The organism is Chryseobacterium sp. MEBOG06 (genome assembly GCF_021869765.1).
GTDB lineage: Bacteria > Bacteroidota > Bacteroidia > Flavobacteriales > Weeksellaceae > Chryseobacterium.
Window position 1 is genome coordinate 3572564 of the sequence record NZ_CP084580.1, and the last position, 19289, is coordinate 3591852.

Consider the following 19289-nt stretch of genomic DNA (forward strand, 5'->3'; position numbering starts at 1 on the left):
AAAAACCCATTCAACTATGAGAATAAAATCCATTTCACTCACCGCTGTATTTCTTACACTATCTTTCAACATTTATGCTCAAAATCATAATCCATTGAAAGTTCTCAAAACATTGCAAATCGGTGGAGATGGCAGCGGTTGGGACTATTTATCCCTCAATCCTCAAAATAACCGTCTGTATGTAAGTCATGGCAGCCGGGTAAATATCATCGATAAAGTAACAGGCTCCCCTGTTGCTGAAATTACAGATACCAATGGAGTTCATGGTATAGCTTTTGTCCCGGACACCAACAAAGGTTATATTTCCTGTGGTAAACTGGATATGGTAAAAGTATTCGATACTCACACCAGCAAGGTCATCAGTGAAATTCCTACCGGTAAAAATCCGGATGCAATATTCTATGAAATTTTTTCAAAAAAATTAATTGTCTGTAATGGAAAAAGTAATGATGTAAGTATTATTGATCCTCAAACCAATGCCGTTATCAGGACCATAGATGTTGGCGGAAAACCGGAAACTGCCGTGAGCGACAATAAAGGGAGAATATTTGTTAATATTGAAGATAAAAATGAAGTGGCTGTTATTGATGTGAAGACTTTTACCGTCCTGCATCATTGGGATCTGGATAAGGAAGAGGAACCTTCCGGACTTGCTATAGATACCAAAACCAACAGACTCTTCAGCACCTGTGACAAAATGCTGGTTATTTTGGATTCCAATACAGGAAAAGTGATCAAAAAAACATCTATTGGAGAAGGCTCTGATGGAGTTGTATTTGATTCTGCGTCTAATACTATTTATACATCAAATGGGGAAGGAACTATTTCTGTGGTCCATCAGGACCATGCCAATCAGTACACCTCTCTTCCTAATATTGAAACTAAAAAAGGAGCACGTACCATAGCTTTGGATCCCTCCACTCATCATCTTTATCTTCCCACTGCTGATTTTAGTACAAAAGAAAAAGACAGCAGAGGAAGAGCCGCAATATTACCCGGAACATTTCAGGTACTGGAAGTAGGGATAGCAGGAACTGGCAAACCTTAAAAATAATTAAATCATAAAAAAACAGTACTATCAAAAGAAAGTACTGTTTTTTATAATGTTATTAGTTTTCAGTCTTATTTTTTACTTCTTAAGTATTTTCTCTGTTACTGTAGAAGATTTGGTTTTAAGTTTTATGTAATATACTCCTGTCTGAAGAGAGGATAATGCTATTTTCTCCTGCATCATACTTAGATTTCCCTGCTTGATTAATTGTCCTGTTGCAGCGTAGATCTCATAAGAAACCAACGGATCTTTACTTCTTATCGTAAGAACATCCTGTACAGGATTCGGATATAACTGTATACCGGCCTGAGCAGCAGTTTCCTCTACGGACATCTGGCTGCAAGCTGATTTAGCATACTTTGTAAAAAAAGATTGAGATTTTCCGCCCAGAACATTAACTCCCATAGTAGCAACCCCATCATTAGGATCAGTAAATAACTGATCATGAAAAAGGCCTCCCAATATATAATTTCCATCATTATCTACAGCAATAGCCGTAAACTCATCCTGAGAACCAACATTACTAAGAATGTCTTCTGCTGCTATTACAGCTCCAGTAGTTTTATTAAGACGTACCAGCAGAGGATCTGCTCTGTCTCCATTCGGGCGTACCATAGAATAATTACCCCAAATATCATTCCAGCTTCCTTTGGCAAAGGCCACCTCGTTTCCGTTAATGGCAATTTGACCTTTTACAAAACGATATCCCCCATAAGTGGTTATTCCATCAGCAATCTTAGCCCATTTTACAGCACCATCAGCACCAAGTCTCATCACAAAAGGCACCTGGCCCTCGTAAGGCGGTAAAGGGAAGGTATAATTGCCAAAAGTACCTGCCACAGTTCCTGTATAATAACGGCCTGAAATATAAATATCTGAGGAGCCAGGTTCTTTGATAACAGAATGAATTTCGTTATCTATAACCCCCTGCCAGTTACCATCCAGTTCTTTCCGCCACACTTCTGCTCCAGTGCTTCCATCAAAAGCCAATAAATACCCATCTTTCGTAAAAGGGACATTATTATAGGAGAGATCTTCATAATTACTACCAAAATCTCCGTACATCCTTCTTCCCGCAAGATAATAACGGTTCAGAGTTTCATCATATAACAAATTTACTTTTCCGTTATCAATGCCCGTACTTAGACCTCCTGTGATAGGAAGAGGCAGTACTGTAGAAGGGGTCATATTACCATTATCATAATTGAATTTCACCATATAATACTTATAGTCTGAAGTATAGGTGGAAGGTACTGTGATCATTCCATTTAAATGACTTCCGGCTCTAAAGCCCATAATAGAATGGATATTTTTGGAAGAGTCCATATACATCATTTGAACATCACAAATTCGTCCAAGATATGTAACATCTCCCTGCAAAGATTTACTCCATGCCAATGTACCATCAGACGTCTTATATTTTAGTAAATAAGCAGACTTAAATCCAGGATCTGGAGTAACTGCATCTACATAGTTATATGCCGGGATGGAATTATTATCATCCAGGCGTATAGGAATTGCATTAGGATTATTGGCATCTGCTGCATTATAAAGCGTAGCCATTATATACAACCCTCCGTTATTATCTACCTCAATATGCCAGGCATTTTCTCCAGTCCCGGTCCCTCCTATAGTTCTTGACCATCTTATATTTCCCTGGCAGTCAGTAGAAAAAAGAAGAAGATCACGAAGTCCGTAGTTCTGAACTGAGGTTCCGTTCAGATTTTGATCCTGTGCCCATACTGTAGTCAGATAATAAGTGTTATTATTGCTATCCACAACAATATCCCGGATTGATTCATCAGATTTATAATTAAATCCAGGGTCTGCAGAACCTGTTGCTCCACCTGCTTGTTTTCCCCATTGCCACTGGTAGGTCTGGCTAAAAGATAATACCGGCAACATCAGAAGCAATCCATACAGTTTGTTTTTAAATTGTATCATAAAAATTCATTTAGTTATCACATATTATAAAAAAACAGTGCTCTCCGAAGAGAACACTGTCTTATAAGTTACTAATTCTTAATTAGTTTTCCTTGTAATGATGTGTCTCCCGTTTGTACAATGACAATGTAAACACCTTGCAGCCAGTTTGAAACTTCCACGTCTACCTCTCCGGAAGCCGCTTTCAGTTCTTTGCGGAATTTGACATTGCCTATGGCATCAAAAACCGTAACCTGTTTTGCCTGTAAATTTTCATCGCCCGTATTATACGAGATTTTCACTTTTTCCTTCGCAGGATTTGGTATCATTTTCAGCGAAGAAACTGAAGTTGTAGTCACTCCTCTATTCGCTTGCTTACTACTCATCCAATAAGGATCTACTACTTTGGTACTAAACTTACAAGTTTCATTGAATAATAAAATTTCATCAACGCCCTGGAAGTTAGGATTCGGGTAGAATGCTAATGGATTTGAACTCAGGTCATATGTACCTCCTGCAGGAATAGTGATCATGGATGGAATATAGCTTCCGTATCCATTTACACTGGAAATTGTAAGAGTTATAGCCTGAGATCCGCCATTATGAATAGCACCATATATATTATAATGATCACCATCCCATTTCATAGGTTTAAAGTCAGCTTTCAATTTACAATCTGTTTCTACTCCACATTCTTTACCAGGGAAGTAGTTCATTGCACCTGAGATATACTGACATCCAAATTGATTGATCTGTAACTGATAAGTTCCAGGTGTTCCAGGATAAAGCGGATTGATGAAGCTATTGTTTCCACTTTGAATACTGTTGCTGAACAGTTGCCATTCGTAGTGATCAAACAATCCTTTTGGTCCCAATACATATCCTTTTCTATAGCAGTTATCATAACATCCTGTAGGGAATACCCACATAAGACTTTCAAGACTCAATGGCACTTCTACTGTATGGCTTACTTTACAACCGCTTGGTGCCGTGTAAATAACCTGATAAGCACCGCCTTCATTTACTACAATAGACTGGCCTGTCATTCCGTTACTCCAGTTATAATCTCCTGATGCTGGTCCTGATGCCGTTAATTTAACTTCATAAGGCTGGCAGCTCTGCATAGCATACGAAATTGTAACTGCTGATGGCGGATTACTTACTGTAACAGTAAAGTTTTTAGAACTAACACAACCTGATGCTCCAGGTGTTCTGACCTCAAGAGTAAAGACATATGTACCTGTAGTTAAAGTTCCTGTATTAAAGGCAATAGGATAAGGACCAGCACTCCATGCCGGTGATGCTAATACCCCATTCTTCTTCCATTGATACTGTAATGTATTATCAGTTACAATACCTGTAAGAATCGTTGAGGATCCTGAGCAGATATTTGCTTTTCCTGAAATATTAACATATGGAAGGCTCTTAAGTGTCACAGAAACTGGCTGCTCACTCATAAATTCAGTCTTACATCCGTCTGCTGACACCAATACCGGCCAGTAACTACCAGACTGAGTCGGAGTGAAGCTGGCAGAACTTGGTGCTCCTGCTACAGGCTGGGCTCCGTTCATCCAGATATAACCAGAAGGAGCGACCCCTGTCGGAACAAAAGTAACTACCGGATTATTCCCAATACATGCAACAGCAGCTGGAGGAATAATGCTTCCGCTAAAGTTTGTACCTTTTATAACAATTGGGGCAAATGCAGAGTCATAAAAACACCCTTGGGCAGTCTTAATTCTCAATTTTATAGTAGTATTTCCAGCTCCTACAATTGCTACCGGTGTACTAGCTCCTGAAGCAATGATAGAACTATTACCAAAGTACCATGTATAAGTATTAGCCGGATTATACCCCGGAGCAACCAGATTGATTACTTCTCCTGAACATGCTACTGCCGGAATTACAAAATTCAGACTTGGAGGCGGAGCCAATGTAACAGTCTTCGAAACAGTACATGTTGGCAAGCCTGGTGAAGTCATGATCAATGTGAAGGTATAAGTACCCGGTGCCAAATTGTTGTAAGTAGCAGTCTGTCCTGACTGAGGCTGTCCTCCTCCGTTAAACGTATACGTGATAGGTCCCGTAGCTTCAAATACAGTAGAAGTATTATAAAGAGTAACATTATAGTTATTTCCATTACAAACTATACCTACATTAAATTTAGGCTCGTAGTTCTTTCTTACTTCTATTCCTCTTGAATACCAGCACGTACCATATCTAAGACGTACAAAAACAATATGTGCACCCGCAAGCGTAGTTGAATACGTAGCAGTAGGAGCCCCCTGAGCAGACGCTAAAGTAAGTACACTATCAGAAACCCATTGAATTTCATCCGGAGTTCCGATATAACTTAAATTGGTAACACTAATCGTATTACAACCTGTCCATTTCGGACTGAAGTTGATCTGAGGATCTGCTGTACAGCTGCTATTGCTTGGGCAAGACTGTACTACTTTGATCTCTTGTGAATAAACAACACAACCATTCTGATCTGTTGCTCTTACTTTATAAATACCTAACGCATTAGCTCCTGCAATAGTATAGCTATTGGTAGTAGCTAACGGTATTTGTACTCCATTTTTATACCACTGCCAGCCGGTTGTATTTGTAAGTCCTGTAGAACTGTTAGCTGTAAGAGTATATGGAGCCATAGAAGCAGGATCACATACAGCGATATTATATACCGGAGAAACCGTAATAATCGTCTCAGGGAATATCACAAAATTGGCACTTGCTGTAGGTGCGTAATTACACCCGTTTGTTCCATAATAAGTTACTGTTACGGTTTGAGAAATATTACCTCCTGTATTATTCTGGATATATCCATTATTTGGAATCGTATAATTTCCTGTTGCGTCAAAATTCGCAGGATAAGTTGAACCATTGGTAAAGGTAAACTTAACCCCCCCAGGCGCTGAAGTAATTGTCCCCTGATTAATGGTAAAATGCAAATCTGACCCTAAACAAATACTTCCAACATTAGTAAAATTAACAACTGGGAGAGTCAGTAATGAAATCGGAATACTTATATTTTTTGTCATTCCGCATTTCACTATTTTCACATTCAGAGTTGTTGTATTGTTAGATCCTGAAATTTCGTTAAAATTAACATTGATATTTGCAGTTCCCTGACCGGATACAACACTACCAAAGCCAGGATTTCCAAGACTCCATTCTATTGAATCAGGAGTAATTCCACCTAGATTTACGCTGAAAGACTGCATACTGCTTGGGCAGAAAGGTCCCGGGTTAGCGTTCATGGTAATTCCCGTAAGCGTTAATTCTTTCAGCTTAATAAGTCTTGGGTTTGAAAGACATCCCGCACCATCGGTTGTTCTGTTACGCACAGTAAGTGCAACAAATCCGGAATTAAAGATAACAGTTACTGAAGCTCCTGTATTACTTCCCTGAATAGTTCCGTTAGAAACTTCCCATACCGGGATCATTCCTGGATCCACTGAGCTAAGTGTGTAAACATAAGGAACTCCAGGACATACTCTGCTCTCACCTGTTATTGATCCTGTAGGAGCAGCAGGAATCGGAGATACTTTTATTTGTACTCCCTTACTTTCGCAGCCTCCGTTTTGTTTGGTGGCTGTAACCGTATAAGTACCTGCAGTAGCAAAAGTATACGTGAACACCCCTGTTGTTGGAGGTGATGTATATACAGAACTTCCTGTTGTTACTTTCCAGATAACAGGTACATTCGGAGTCGTTGTAAATGACTGGCTTTCTCCTGCACAGATCTCTTCTGATCCTGTATTTACTACAGTCACAGGCTCTTCTACAACGATATCAATGACACCCATTCCTTCACATGACATCCACGTGTTGAAATAATTAGCTTTAAGACTGTAAGTTCCCGCCTGAGTTGCACTGAAAAGAACTTCATTTCTCTGCTGATTGTAATTTAGCTGCCCCCCTGCAGGACCTGACAAGCTCCATTTCACATCAGTAGTCGGCCACTGAGGAACTGCATAAGTATATTGCTTGTTGGCACATACTACAGGTTCTCCTTTGATTATTACCTTAGATAAAATCACCGGAATTTTAACAGTTGTCCATTCAGGGCAAGCACATTCTGATAAGAACATCACATAACCAAAGCCGTCAGCAGGATCTACCTGATCCCATTTTACTTCGATTTCGTTACCATTGTTACTTACAATAGTTCCGCCAATTACTTTCCATTGACCTTGTTTACATCCATCCTGTACACTGTATTTTTCAAGGCTTCCTTCACATACTACAGAAGCACAGTTGATCTGCACAGGAGGTGCTTTATTTACGTTAATCTCCTTCTTCACAGAACTTGAACATCCACATTTGTTTGTCACGGTTAATTTTATCGTATAAACGCCTGAGTCTGTATAAGCATGAGATGGTTCAAAAGCCGTGGAAGTTGTTCCGTCCCCAAATTCCCAGAAATAATTGACAATATCTGTCCCTCCGTTTTGGTAAGACAGGTTATCAAAGTAAACCGGTGTATTTTTACATACGGAAGAATCCAGATTTAACAGTTCAAATTTTGCTACCGGACTATTGATCTTTTCGATACACATCGTCTGATTTTCAACAGTTCCGTCGCTGTAAGTAATAGTAGCCTGTATAGAGCCATTACCTGCAGAACCCCAATTGACTATTGCCTGGGTATTTCCTGGACCTGTTGGTGAGACACTTCCTCCAGAAACAGTCCATTGTACATTGGAAATATTCTGACCGTTTACTGTATAGGTCACAATACTCTGTTCACAGACCCGGAGGCATTGAGAAGAATCGATGTAGGAACTGGCTATTCCATTACCATCGGGGCCTTCTTTTTCGCCCCTAAATTCCTGACATCCGACTTGGGAGTTCCATGTAATTCGAGTTTGTGCTTGTAATGCCCACGGCACTAAAAGCCAACATAGCAGGAGCCATCTGAAGATGTGCTGCCTACTAAAGTAGGTGTTGTTTTTCATAGTTATTAAAAAAGTGTTATTAATTTTTTTCCAAATTAGTAAAAAAAATAACACAAAAATCATTTAATAGTGAAAATAATCAATGAATTAATAGCTAAATATCAACAATATAACAAAATCCATCATTATGTGTTATTTCACCCACATTATAGTTATCTATAAAATTCAGCTTCACATTCATTTTTAACAATAAAAAGTGAATTTTAAGCCATTTTTAGGAAAAATTGAAGTAAAAAATAAACAAATAAACCTATCAATGTTTATTATTTTAATCATTATTGATATAAACAAGAATATAATCCATAACCAAAATACCAGATTCAGGATATAAAACTAACCGTTTTTTAAACTTGTAAAGTAGGATTTTATAGGAAATTGAGATTAAGAAAAAAGAAGCCACAAGAGAAGCTGAACACTGCCGTTTCGCCTTGTAATTTGTAATCTTACCATAAAAGCAGCTGAATTAAATTTTTTAAACTAAAATTACAGAACACCTCACAAGATTAGTCACTGAAAAAGACAGAATAAAAAAAAGAAGCCATTAAATTATTTACGTACACCTAAGAATTTATATGTAATATTGTTATAATAAACCCATAACAATGAAAAAAAACTTCATTTGTTTTCTTATTATCATCTTTCCTTTTCTCTGCATGGCCCAAAGCCAGCCAACCCTTTCCCTATCAGACACTTTCCCCAAGAGGGAGTACAACAAAAAGATGTGGTAGATATTCTTCACAGAATACTGCATAAAAAAAACAATGGAGATACAATCCGGGCAGGAAAAAAATTTAACTGGTCCCTGATTCCGGCCGCAGGTTATACTTTACAGACTGGATTTGCCGGTGTTGTAAGTGGTAATATTGGATTTTACCAGCAAAATTCCAAAGGTCAGAAAATCTCCAACATCACCACAAGCTATACCTATTCACAATATAAACAGACTATTTTCCCCCTATATGCCAATATCTGGACAAGGGAAAACAAAATCAATTTCATCAGTGATTTCAAGTACCTCAACTATCCCTCAGAAGTATACGGCTTAGGAGGTAAAAGAATTTCAATAGAAGCCAACTCCAATACAGCGTACACCGTCAACTTTAAATATATAAAGCTGCATCAGTCTATTATGTTTAAAGCGCTAAAAGATTTTTATGTGGGGGGTGGTATTTACTATGACCAGTTCTGGAGCATTAAAATTACGGATTCATTAGGGAAAAGAATCAATCATATTCTCTCACGGGATTTAAAAACTTCTGAAAGAGCTTCAGGGCTGGCTGTAAAAGCATTATATGATAACAGACTCAATCAGATCAATCCTCAGAACGGTGAGTATTTAAGCATTACTTACCGTCCCAATTTTACATTTCTCGGCAGCCAGTCCAACTGGTCCTCACTTCAGATAGACGCCAGAAAATACGTCCGTTTCCCCGCAAACTCGGAAAATACTCTCGCATTTTGGGGATTTGCATGGCTCACTACCAGTAAAACAATTCCTCCTTACCTTATGCTTCCCAGCACAGGATGGGACGATCAGAACAATATGGGGCGGGGCTATATACAAAGCAGATTTCGGGGCAAAAATATGTATTATTATGAAAATGAATACCGCTTTGGAATTACCAGAAACGGATTATTAGGAGGCGTAGTTTTTGCGAATGTACAATCCTTCTCTGCAGATCTTTCTGATGAATACAAAAAACTTCTTTTCGGGTACGGAGTCGGATTACGAATTAAACTGAACAAGCACAGCAGCACCAACTTAGCTATAGACTACGGCTTCGGTCAAAATAACTCTCATGGCTTTTTCGCAAATATTGGAGAAGTATTTTAGTCCATTTTATATACAACTTCACTTATTAGCTATATTAGGAAATCAGTTCATGCTCTACTTCTGCTTTATGACAATCGTTACAGTACGGTCGGACCTGTAAGTAAATCTTTCAAAAAGCTATTCTGAAATGAATATCACGGGACAATTGCCAACGAACATGAAATACTTTATCTTTGTTTTTTTAAGGTTAATCAAAAAACATTGTATCCGAATACTTTTTTATATGAAAAAAAACAGCATTTTATTTTCCGCAAAAGGCTTTGCCATTACTGCTTTCCTTTCCTTCAACACTTTAGTTTATGCTCAGAAAACCGCAGATATCTCTACCATTTCTGAAAAAATATTAAACGGTATCATGGAGAAAAACAGAGCATATTATACACAGGGGAAAGTTGCTGACTATATTCCTGAACTGGGGAAAATGGATGCTAAAGCCATTGCTTTTTCAGTAGTGGACAAAAATGGGAAAATATTCAGTACCGGAGATATACAAAAAAAATTCACAATGCAGAGCATCTCCAAAATTATTGCATTGATGATCGCTGTCAACGAAAGAGGTGAAGCCAATGTTTTTGATAAAATAGGATATTTTGGATCTGATAAACCTTTCAATCATTTCTCAAACCTTGAAACAACAGGCAAACCGCTGAATCCAATGATGAACGCAGGAGCCATTCTTACCACTTCTTTAATTTCAGGAGAAGGCGAAAAACCGTTTCTTAAAGTTTTGGATATGGTACGGTATATTACCAAAAATCAATCCATCGAATACAATAAATCTGTTTACGAATCTGAAAAATCTACAGGACACCGTAACCGTGGAATGTTTTACCTGATGAAAAACAATGGGTTGATTACCGGTAACGAAGATCAGCTGGATAACTATTTCAAACAATGCTCCATCGAACTTACGGCGGAAGATCTTGCCAAAATAGGATATTTCTTTGCCAATCAGTGTGTAAGATTTGACGGAGATTCCAAATATAAAAATGCAGAAGTTGCCCAATTAATAGAATCTCAAATGTTAACTGCCGGAATGTATGAATTCAGCGGAGAATATTCACGTATGGTAGGCTTGCCAAGTAAATCCGGTGTTGGAGGAGGAATTACAGTAAGCGTTCCCGGAAAAATGGGAATAGGCGTTTTCAGTCCATCTCTGGATCAGCATGGAAATTCATTGGTTGGATACCATATAATTTTAGATCTTGTGAAACAATATAATCTAAGCCTGTTTTAAAGACCAGGTTCAATATTAAAAGATTTTCAAAACTCCAAAAAGCGGACTGCTTTTTGGAGTTTTTACTTTAATATGACATCGTTTATTTTCTGTTTTTATACAATCACCCTCATCTCATCAACCCTTTTTGAAGCAATTAATTGTCATTTTTAATCGTAAAATCAGAAGCGATCACAACGGCAATATTCTTATAAAAGCCAATCCGGTATAATAAGTATAATCATACAATATCAAATCCCATCAGATAAGCAGAACATCACATTGGCTTAAAATGAAATTATTTAACCTTCAGACAACCAAGATAATTTTAATATTTTTTTAATATCAACGTAAACCACTCACAAACAAGTCTTTAAAATCACCTTATAGAGATTAATATTGCAAAATTATTCTACCACTATTAATAAAACTCAACACCCTGTGAAACAAATACTTAAAATGAATTATGAAAATTTACGGGCAAATGTTCAAAAAAGTCATAAAAAAAAATTCAATTGCATTTTTTTTAACCATAACATCCAGTTTACCAGCTAATCACCTCTTTTTTTATGCTAAAAAAAAGCATTATTTTTAGTTTCAAAATGGAAATTTTATCATTTTCCGAATTTTAATGACCCCTCTTTTCCCCCGATTACCATTCATATTATCTTTTATTAATATAAAAAAAACAAATCTCTTAATTTTGAAATATTTTATTTTTTATTGCTATCTTTGCTTGACATTACTATAATTATAATCATTTATAATTATAATTAGTAAGATTGTATCCGCTTGTTTCTAAGAATAAAAAAATAAATTATACACTTTAATAGCGTTTAAATAATTAACATCTAATTGTTAAAAAATTATTACTAAATTGCATTTATGATTAAAGATATAATATAAATTTATTACTTTTATTCCCTCATCATAACAAATCACTGGTAATACCTATGGTTATGTGATTTGTTGTGAAATTTCATAATAACATTTCAATACCATAAATGCTATGAAAAACTTGATCATTTTAGGGCAAGAATCCTTTAAAAAGACGGAAGTCAATCTCATTTTAACCAATCTGCTGACATTCAGTGGATTATTGAATATTTGTTACAAAATAACATTTATGGTTAACAATATAACAAAAACCAATTTTATTATATCATAACAATACATAGTCGCTTTACCCGAAAGTTTAGCGTTTTGTTATGGAATCTCTTGCTATCATTTCAATAATTATCACGCCATGAAAAACTTAACCATTATTGGACTAACGCCTTTCGAAAAACCGGATGTTAATCTAATGCCCAAACTACATCAGGCGGGTGCATTTCCCGTTCTCAACCTGGGGCATGATTTAACAGCTGCTGAAAATGCGTTAAAACAACTTGAACAAATAGATATACCATCCTATGGTATTTGCTTTTCTAACGACAGTTTTACATCACTTCAGATTCCTGAAAAAGTAAAATTTGCCATCCTGCCGTTTGGTATGTCAGCCAATGCTCCGGATGTATCCATTGTTTACCAGGTAAGCAGTTTGGAAGAAGCAAAACAAGCTGAACAGTCAGGAGCAAAAGGTATCATTATTAAAGGAAATGAAGCTGCCGGGCTGGTAGGCTACGAATCTACATTTGTTTTATTTCAGCGTATCATCAAAGAAATTCAGACCATTCCGGTGTGGGTACAGGGAGGGATAGGTCTCCATACCGCAGCGGCAGCAAAAGCTTTAGGAGCAACAGGGATTGTACTGGACAGCCAGCTAGCGCTGTTTCCGGAAAGCTCTGTTCCTAAGGATTTAAAAGAGGTATGCTCAAAACTAAATGGTACAGAAACCAAAGTTATTGCGGATCACCGTGTGCTGGTAAGACCTAATTCACCGGCATTACCGGAAAACCCTACCGCCAGAGATCTTAAACAGTATTTTACAGGACTTGATCTTGGCACATGCTACATCCCTATGGGACAAGATATCTCTTTAGCAACAGATCTTTATGAAGACTTCAGAACTCTTAAAAAACTGATTTTTGGATTCAGAGAAGCCATGTATGGACATCTGAAACAGGCAAAAGCCCTTCAGGTTATCGATCAGAACAATCCATTAGCTCAGGAATTGGGATTAAAATATCCCATTGCACAAGGGCCAATGACCCGTGTAAGTGATGTTCCCGGATTTGCCAATGCTGTTGCAGAAGCCGGAGCTTTACCATTTGTTGCCTTATCATTACTGAAAGGAAGCTCTGCAAAGTCGTTGGTGATGGAAACAAAAGAACTGGCAGGTAACAAAACGTGGGGTGTAGGTATTCTAGGATTTGCACCGCAGGAATTAAGAGATGAACAAACCTCTTATATCCTTGAAGCCCAACCTCCTGTAGTATTGATCGCAGGTGGAAGACCAGCACAAGCCAAGGTATTTGAAAAAGCGGGAATAAAGACATTCCTGCACGTTCCATCTCCTGCCTTGTTGGATATTTTCCTTAAAGAAGGTGCAAAAAATTTCATTTTCGAAGGCCGTGAATGTGGTGGCCACGTGGGACCATTGTCCAGTACAGTTCTTTGGGAAAAACAAATTGAACGCATATTAAAAGAAGACCATCCGGAAAATATCAGTGTATTTTTCGCAGGTGGAATCCATAATGATTTCTCAACGGCATTCGTCTCCATCATGGCTGCTCCATTAGCTGCCAGAGGGGTAAAAGTGGGTGTATTGATGGGAACAGCTTACCTGTACACTCAGGAAGCTGTAGAAACCGGAGCTATTCAGGAAGAATTCCAGTTACAGGCGATGCAGGCTAAGGATACTGTTTTATTAGAAACAGCTCCCGGCCATGAAACCCGTTGTCTCAATACAGCATTTGCCAACCACTTCAAAACGGAAAAAGCTAAACTTCTGGCTGCCGGAACTGATAAAAAAGTAGTGTGGGAGCAATTGGAGAAACTCAATGTAGGCCGTTTAAGAATCGCAGCCAAAGGAATCGAACGTCAGGGAGATCAATTGGTAAACATTCCTAAAGATGATCAGCTGGATCTCGGAATGTACATGATCGGGCAGATTGCCACCATGCAAAACAAGGTGCTTACGCTTGAAGAACTTCACCATAATGTTAGTATCGGCAATTACGAATACATCCAAAACGCACCATTGTCAGAACAGCCAGCATCAAGCGAAAAACCATTGGATATCGCTATCGTAGGTATGGAATGTATATTCCCCGGGGCTAAAAATCTTGAAGAATACTGGAGAAATATTATTCTGGGAAAAGACAGTGTAACTGAAGTTCCGGATGAAAGATGGAATAAAGAACTTTATTATAAACCGGATTCAGACGAAGCAGATGTATCGCATTCAAAATGGGGTGGTTTCATTCCGAAAATTGATTTTGATCCATTGGCATTCGGTATCCCGCCACAATCTCTTGCCGCTATTGAGCCAACACAATTGCTCACTTTATTGGTAGCCAAACGCGCAATGGAGGATGCAGGATATGGTGAAAAGTATATTAACAGAGAAAATATCTCAGTAATTATTGGTGCTGAAGGAGGTAATGATCTTGCCAACAGCTATAGCTTCAGAGGATATTATAAACAGGTCTTCGGAGAACTTCACGAAGAAGTAAAAGAAGCCTTTCCACATACCACAGAGGATTCTTTCCCGGGTATTTTGGCCAATGTGATCGCAGGTAGGATTACGAACCGCCTGGATCTTGGAGGGAGAAACTTCACCGTAGATGCGGCATGTGCTTCTTCACTAGCAGCTATCGATTTAGCTTGTCAGGAACTTGTATTAGGTAAATCAGACATGGTTCTTGCCGGAGGTGCAGACTTACACAACGGAATCAACGATTACCTGATGTTCTCCAGTACCCACGCCCTTTCCAGAAAAGGAAGATGTGCTACATTCGACAGTGATGCAGACGGAATCGCCCTTGGAGAAGGAATTGCGATCCTTGTGTTGAAAAGATATGAAGATGCTATCAACGACGGAGACCGTATCTACTCTGTAATCAAAGGAGTGGGCGGATCCAGTGATGGTAAAGCCCTTGGATTAACGGCACCTAGGAAAGTAGGTCAGGTAAGAGCTCTTGAGCGTGCTTATACTCAGGCGGGAATCAGTGCGGCAGCTGTAGGATTGGTAGAGGCTCACGGTACAGGTACTGTGGTGGGAGATAAAACCGAACTGAGTGCATTGACTAATTTATTCAGCCGTTCAGGAGCTTTACCGGGACAGACTTATTTAGGTTCTGTGAAAACTCAGATAGGACATACCAAATGTGCTGCAGGTTTAGCAGGTTTGATCAAGGCTTCTCTGGCCGTATATCACGGAGTAAAACCTCCTACCCTTCACTTGCAGCATCCAAATGCTTATTATAATGCAAAAACGAGCCCATTCTCTTTCCATGCAGAAAGTGGATTGTGGACAGAAAAAAACAGGTATGCAGGAATCAGTGCTTTTGGATTTGGAGGTACAAACTTCCATACTGTAATAGCAAACCATCCAAAACAAGATGATTCTATTACCATGCAGTCCTGGCCTTCAGAATTATTTGTCTTCCGTGGAGATTCCTATGATGAAGCTAAACAACAATCGGGCCAGATTAAGACTTTACTGGAAATCAATGATGGAATTCCATTAAAAGATATTGCCTACAGTTTAAGCATTAGTTCAGAAAAGCCTATTCAGTTCAGTATTGTTGCAGACACCGCAGAAGACCTGATGATGAAGCTCGAGCTAGTATTGCTAGGGATTGAGACAAAAGATACTTTCACCGTTAATAAAAAAGAAGGTAAAGTAGCCTTCACATTCCCTGGACAAGGAAGTCAGAGAATCAATATGGCTCGTGATCTGTTCGTAGTCTTCCCGGCTATGCGTAAGATTATTGATAACTATCCTGAGTTGGAAAAAGTGGTTTTCCCTTCTGCAACATTCAATGAAGCGGATTTAAAGCAACAGAAAGAAACCATTAAAGATACCCGTCTCGCACAACCACTTTTAGGAATTGTTGATCTTGCATTGGCAAAATTCTTAGAATCATTAGGAATTATTCCTGATATGCTGGCTGGTCACAGCTATGGTGAAATACCGGCTTTATGTTTCTCTGGAGTATTTGCAGAAGAGAAGTTAGTTGATTTAAGTATCCGTAGAGCTCAGTCTATTTTAGATTCAGTAGAAGGTGGAGATCCGGGTTCAATGTTGGCAGCAAGTGCTACTCATGAACGATTACAGCCGATCATTGCTAAAGTGGAGGGATGTTACCCGGTTAACTTCAACGCTCCTACTCAATGTGTCATTGCAGGAAGCACTCCGGCCATCAATACATTATTGGAAATCCTTAAACAGGAAGGTATTTCTGCTAAAAAATTAGAAGTTGCCTGTGCATTCCACAGTCCATTATTGGCAAAATCAAAAGATTTATATGCTGAGGTATTAAAAGACGTCCCTTTCCAGGAAATGCAGATCCCTGTATGGTCTAATACGACAGCACAAGTATATCCGTCGAAACCTTCAGACATCAAAGAAAGATTGACTGATCACCTGGTACAGCCGGTAAGATTCGTGGAGCAGATGCAAGCGATGTATAACGATGGAGCAAGAATCTTCATCGAGGTAGGACCAGGAAAAGTCCTTACAGGATTGGCAAAATCATGTCTTGAAAAAGACCAGTTGACCTTATATGTTGAAGACAGCAGCCGTAACAAATTCACTCATTTACTGTGTATGTTAGCTCAGTATTTAGGTACGGGACGCAGCTTCAATATTGAAAAACTTTTCGATGGCCGTTTCGTTCAGCTTGTTGACATCAACCAGCCTGAGCTGTATAAGAAAAGCCCTGCCATCTGGCGTGTTAACGGACAAGCTGCACATCCGACAACAGGTTCATTGCCTGCTAATGGTGCACTCCCTATCATAAATCCTATTCCTATGAACAATTTTACTACTCATAATACGCAAGCTCCTGCACCGGAAAGCTTATCTACAGCCGAACGTATGTTGCAGGAATATTTAAACAGCATGAAATTAATGATACAGGCACAACGTGATGTGATGCTTTCCTTTATGGGACAGAATCCTCAGGTGAATCCAATGCCTGTTTATAATACACCAATGCCGGCATCAGCTCCTGAACGTACGATTCCTGTACAACAGGTTCAACAAACAGCAACTGTTGCTGTAGCGGCTACTGCCGTTGCTGTAAAAGCAGCACCTACAAGAGATATCAAAGCTTTATTACTACAGGTTGTAAGTGATAAAACAGGATATCCTCAGGAAATGCTGGGCATGGAAATGGACCTTGAAGCAGACCTAAGTATTGACTCTATTAAAAGAGTGGAAATCATCGGAACGCTTCGTAATGAGCTAGGAACATTAGCAAAAGGCAACACCAATGAAGATATGGTGATGGAACAATTGGCAGGAATCAAAACCCTGAGCGGATTAGTTTCATGGCTTACTGAATTCTCAGGAGCAGATGCAGCACCGGCAACACCTGAAAAAAACGGAACTTCAGCTGAAGCCACTTCAACGCCACAAGCAAAAGCGACTTTATCATTAGAAGACCTTCAAAATGCGATCCTGAATATCGTAAGTGAAAAAACAGGATATCCAAAAGAAATGCTAGGTCTAGACTTAGATTTAGAAGCAGACCTTAGTATCGATTCTATCAAGCGTATGGAAATCATTGCTGATCTTAAAAACAAAATCGGTTTTGGTGAAAACCTTGAACAGGCTGATGATGTAATGGAAAAACTAGCGGCTATTAAAACTCTTCGTGGATTGGCTAGCTGGATCAGTGAAATGAGCGGTGAAAACAACGAAGTCAGAGAGGAAGCAAAGGAAGTTAACACTCCTGAAGCTACGAATAATGTACTATCACGTCTTCGTTTTGACATTACGCCTACAGATGATTTCTTAGCACAAAATACAGATGTCCTTCAGGGAAAATATTTTGCAATCACTCAGGATGACAGTAAGCAGACATCAGCTATTAAAGAAGCTTTAGAAAAGCATGGCGCTATCGTAGAACTGGTAAACGCAGACAAAGATCTTTCAAAATTTGACGGACTTATTATGCTGGACCTCTTCTCTTCTTCTGACAAACCAAGCATTATCGATCACGTTGATTTGATTAAAAAACTGGATTTTGACAAAGCCAAGTGGGTTTATTTAATCTCTGATATTGCAGCCCATATTCAGGAACTAACTGATGTTAGCGTTTTACGTCATCATCAGGGATATCCGGGACTTTTCAAAAGTTTAGCAAGAGAATTCGATCATACAACTTGTAGATTCATCAGTTTAAGCACTCCTCAGGAAGTAGATCAGATTGCTGATATTACTTTAAAGGAAATATTAACCAACGATAAACCAGCTGAAGTTATTTACAAGAACGAAAAAAGACATAAGGTAGATATTATCCCTTCCCCATTGTCAACGAGTTTAAGTGAAGCTCACATTCAGCTAGATCAGAAATCTGTGGTACTGGTATTGGGAGGTGCACAGGGAATCACTGCAGAATTGGTGAAACACATGTCTCAGGCTTATCCATGTACTTATATTTTGGTAGGAAGATCAGCAGATCCAAGAAATGAAGCTTCTGCTAAAGAATTCGAAGGAATGAAAACGAAAGAGGAAATCAGAGCATTCCTGATCAAGTCCGGAAAATTCACTTCTCCTGCTGAAATCGAAAAAGAAACCACAAAAGTTTTCAAAAATAATCAGATCCTGCGCACGATCCGTGATATGGAAGCGCTTGGAAACACCATTATTTATCAATCATTAGACCTTTGTGACGAAGAAGGCTTAAGCAGCCTGATTAGCGGTATTTATGAAAAATACAACCGTTTAGACGGAGTGATTCATGGAGCAGGTCTTTTAGAAGATAAATTATTCAAACAAAAAACAACATCCTCTTTCGGACGCGTATTTGATACCAAAGTAAAACCCCTTCGTGTATTGGCGGAACAACTTCGTACAGACTGCCAGTTTGTGGTATTATTCTCAAGCATCGCATCGGTATATGGTAATAAAGGCCAGACAGATTATGCTGCTGCCAACAGTGTACTGGATGATTACGCTAATGCACTGAATAAAAGATTAAAAGGAAAAGTAATCTCCATCAACTGGGGACCTTGGAAAGGAGCAGGAATGGTTTCTTCCACCCTTGAATCTGAATACGAACGTAGAGGAATTTCTATGATCCCATTGGATGAAGGAAAAGAAATCTTCCTTAACGAAATAAAATACGGAACTGAAAGCCAGGTGCTTATCATGTCAGGAAATAATTGGTAATCCTCTGTAAACAC

General features: G+C 38.7%; 6 protein-coding genes. 4 read left to right on the forward strand and 2 right to left on the reverse strand.

Features of this window, described 5'->3' with window-relative positions; translation table 11 throughout:
* Positions 1 to 16: 16 nt before the first annotated feature.
* On the forward strand, positions 17 to 1048 hold the full coding sequence (locus tag LF887_RS16425; RefSeq protein ID WP_236855336.1) for a YncE family protein: 1032 nt from the start codon (positions 17 to 19) through the stop codon (positions 1046 to 1048).
* Between the two features lie 81 nt (positions 1049 to 1129).
* On the opposite strand, the gene LF887_RS16430 is transcribed toward LF887_RS16425, so the two are convergent.
* Positions 1130 to 2995: a T9SS type A sorting domain-containing protein gene (locus tag LF887_RS16430; RefSeq protein WP_236855337.1), complete on the reverse strand. Its 1866-nt coding sequence runs from the start codon at positions 2993 to 2995 to the stop codon at positions 1130 to 1132.
* Positions 2996 to 3066: 71 nt separating this feature from the next.
* Positions 3067 to 7938: a PKD domain-containing protein gene (locus tag LF887_RS16435; protein ID WP_236855338.1), complete on the reverse strand. Its 4872-nt coding sequence runs from the start codon at positions 7936 to 7938 to the stop codon at positions 3067 to 3069.
* Between the two features lie 619 nt (positions 7939 to 8557).
* On the opposite strand from LF887_RS16435, the gene LF887_RS16440 reads away from it, so the two are divergent.
* The 3 genes from LF887_RS16440 to LF887_RS16450 all read left to right on the forward strand — a co-directional run bounded on the left by LF887_RS16440 (position 8558) and on the right by LF887_RS16450 (position 19275).
* On the forward strand, positions 8558 to 9772 hold the full coding sequence (locus LF887_RS16440; RefSeq protein WP_236855339.1) for a BamA/TamA family outer membrane protein: 1215 nt from the start codon (positions 8558 to 8560) through the stop codon (positions 9770 to 9772).
* Between the two features lie 223 nt (positions 9773 to 9995).
* Complete coding sequence (glsA, locus tag LF887_RS16445) at positions 9996 to 11009, forward strand: glutaminase A (protein ID WP_236855340.1); 1014 nt, start codon at positions 9996 to 9998, stop codon at positions 11007 to 11009.
* A 1324-nt stretch (positions 11010 to 12333) separates the two neighbouring features.
* Positions 12334 to 19275, forward strand: coding sequence for an SDR family NAD(P)-dependent oxidoreductase (locus LF887_RS16450; protein ID WP_410681169.1), 6942 nt, complete (start codon positions 12334 to 12336; stop codon positions 19273 to 19275).
* Positions 19276 to 19289: the final 14 nt, after the last annotated feature.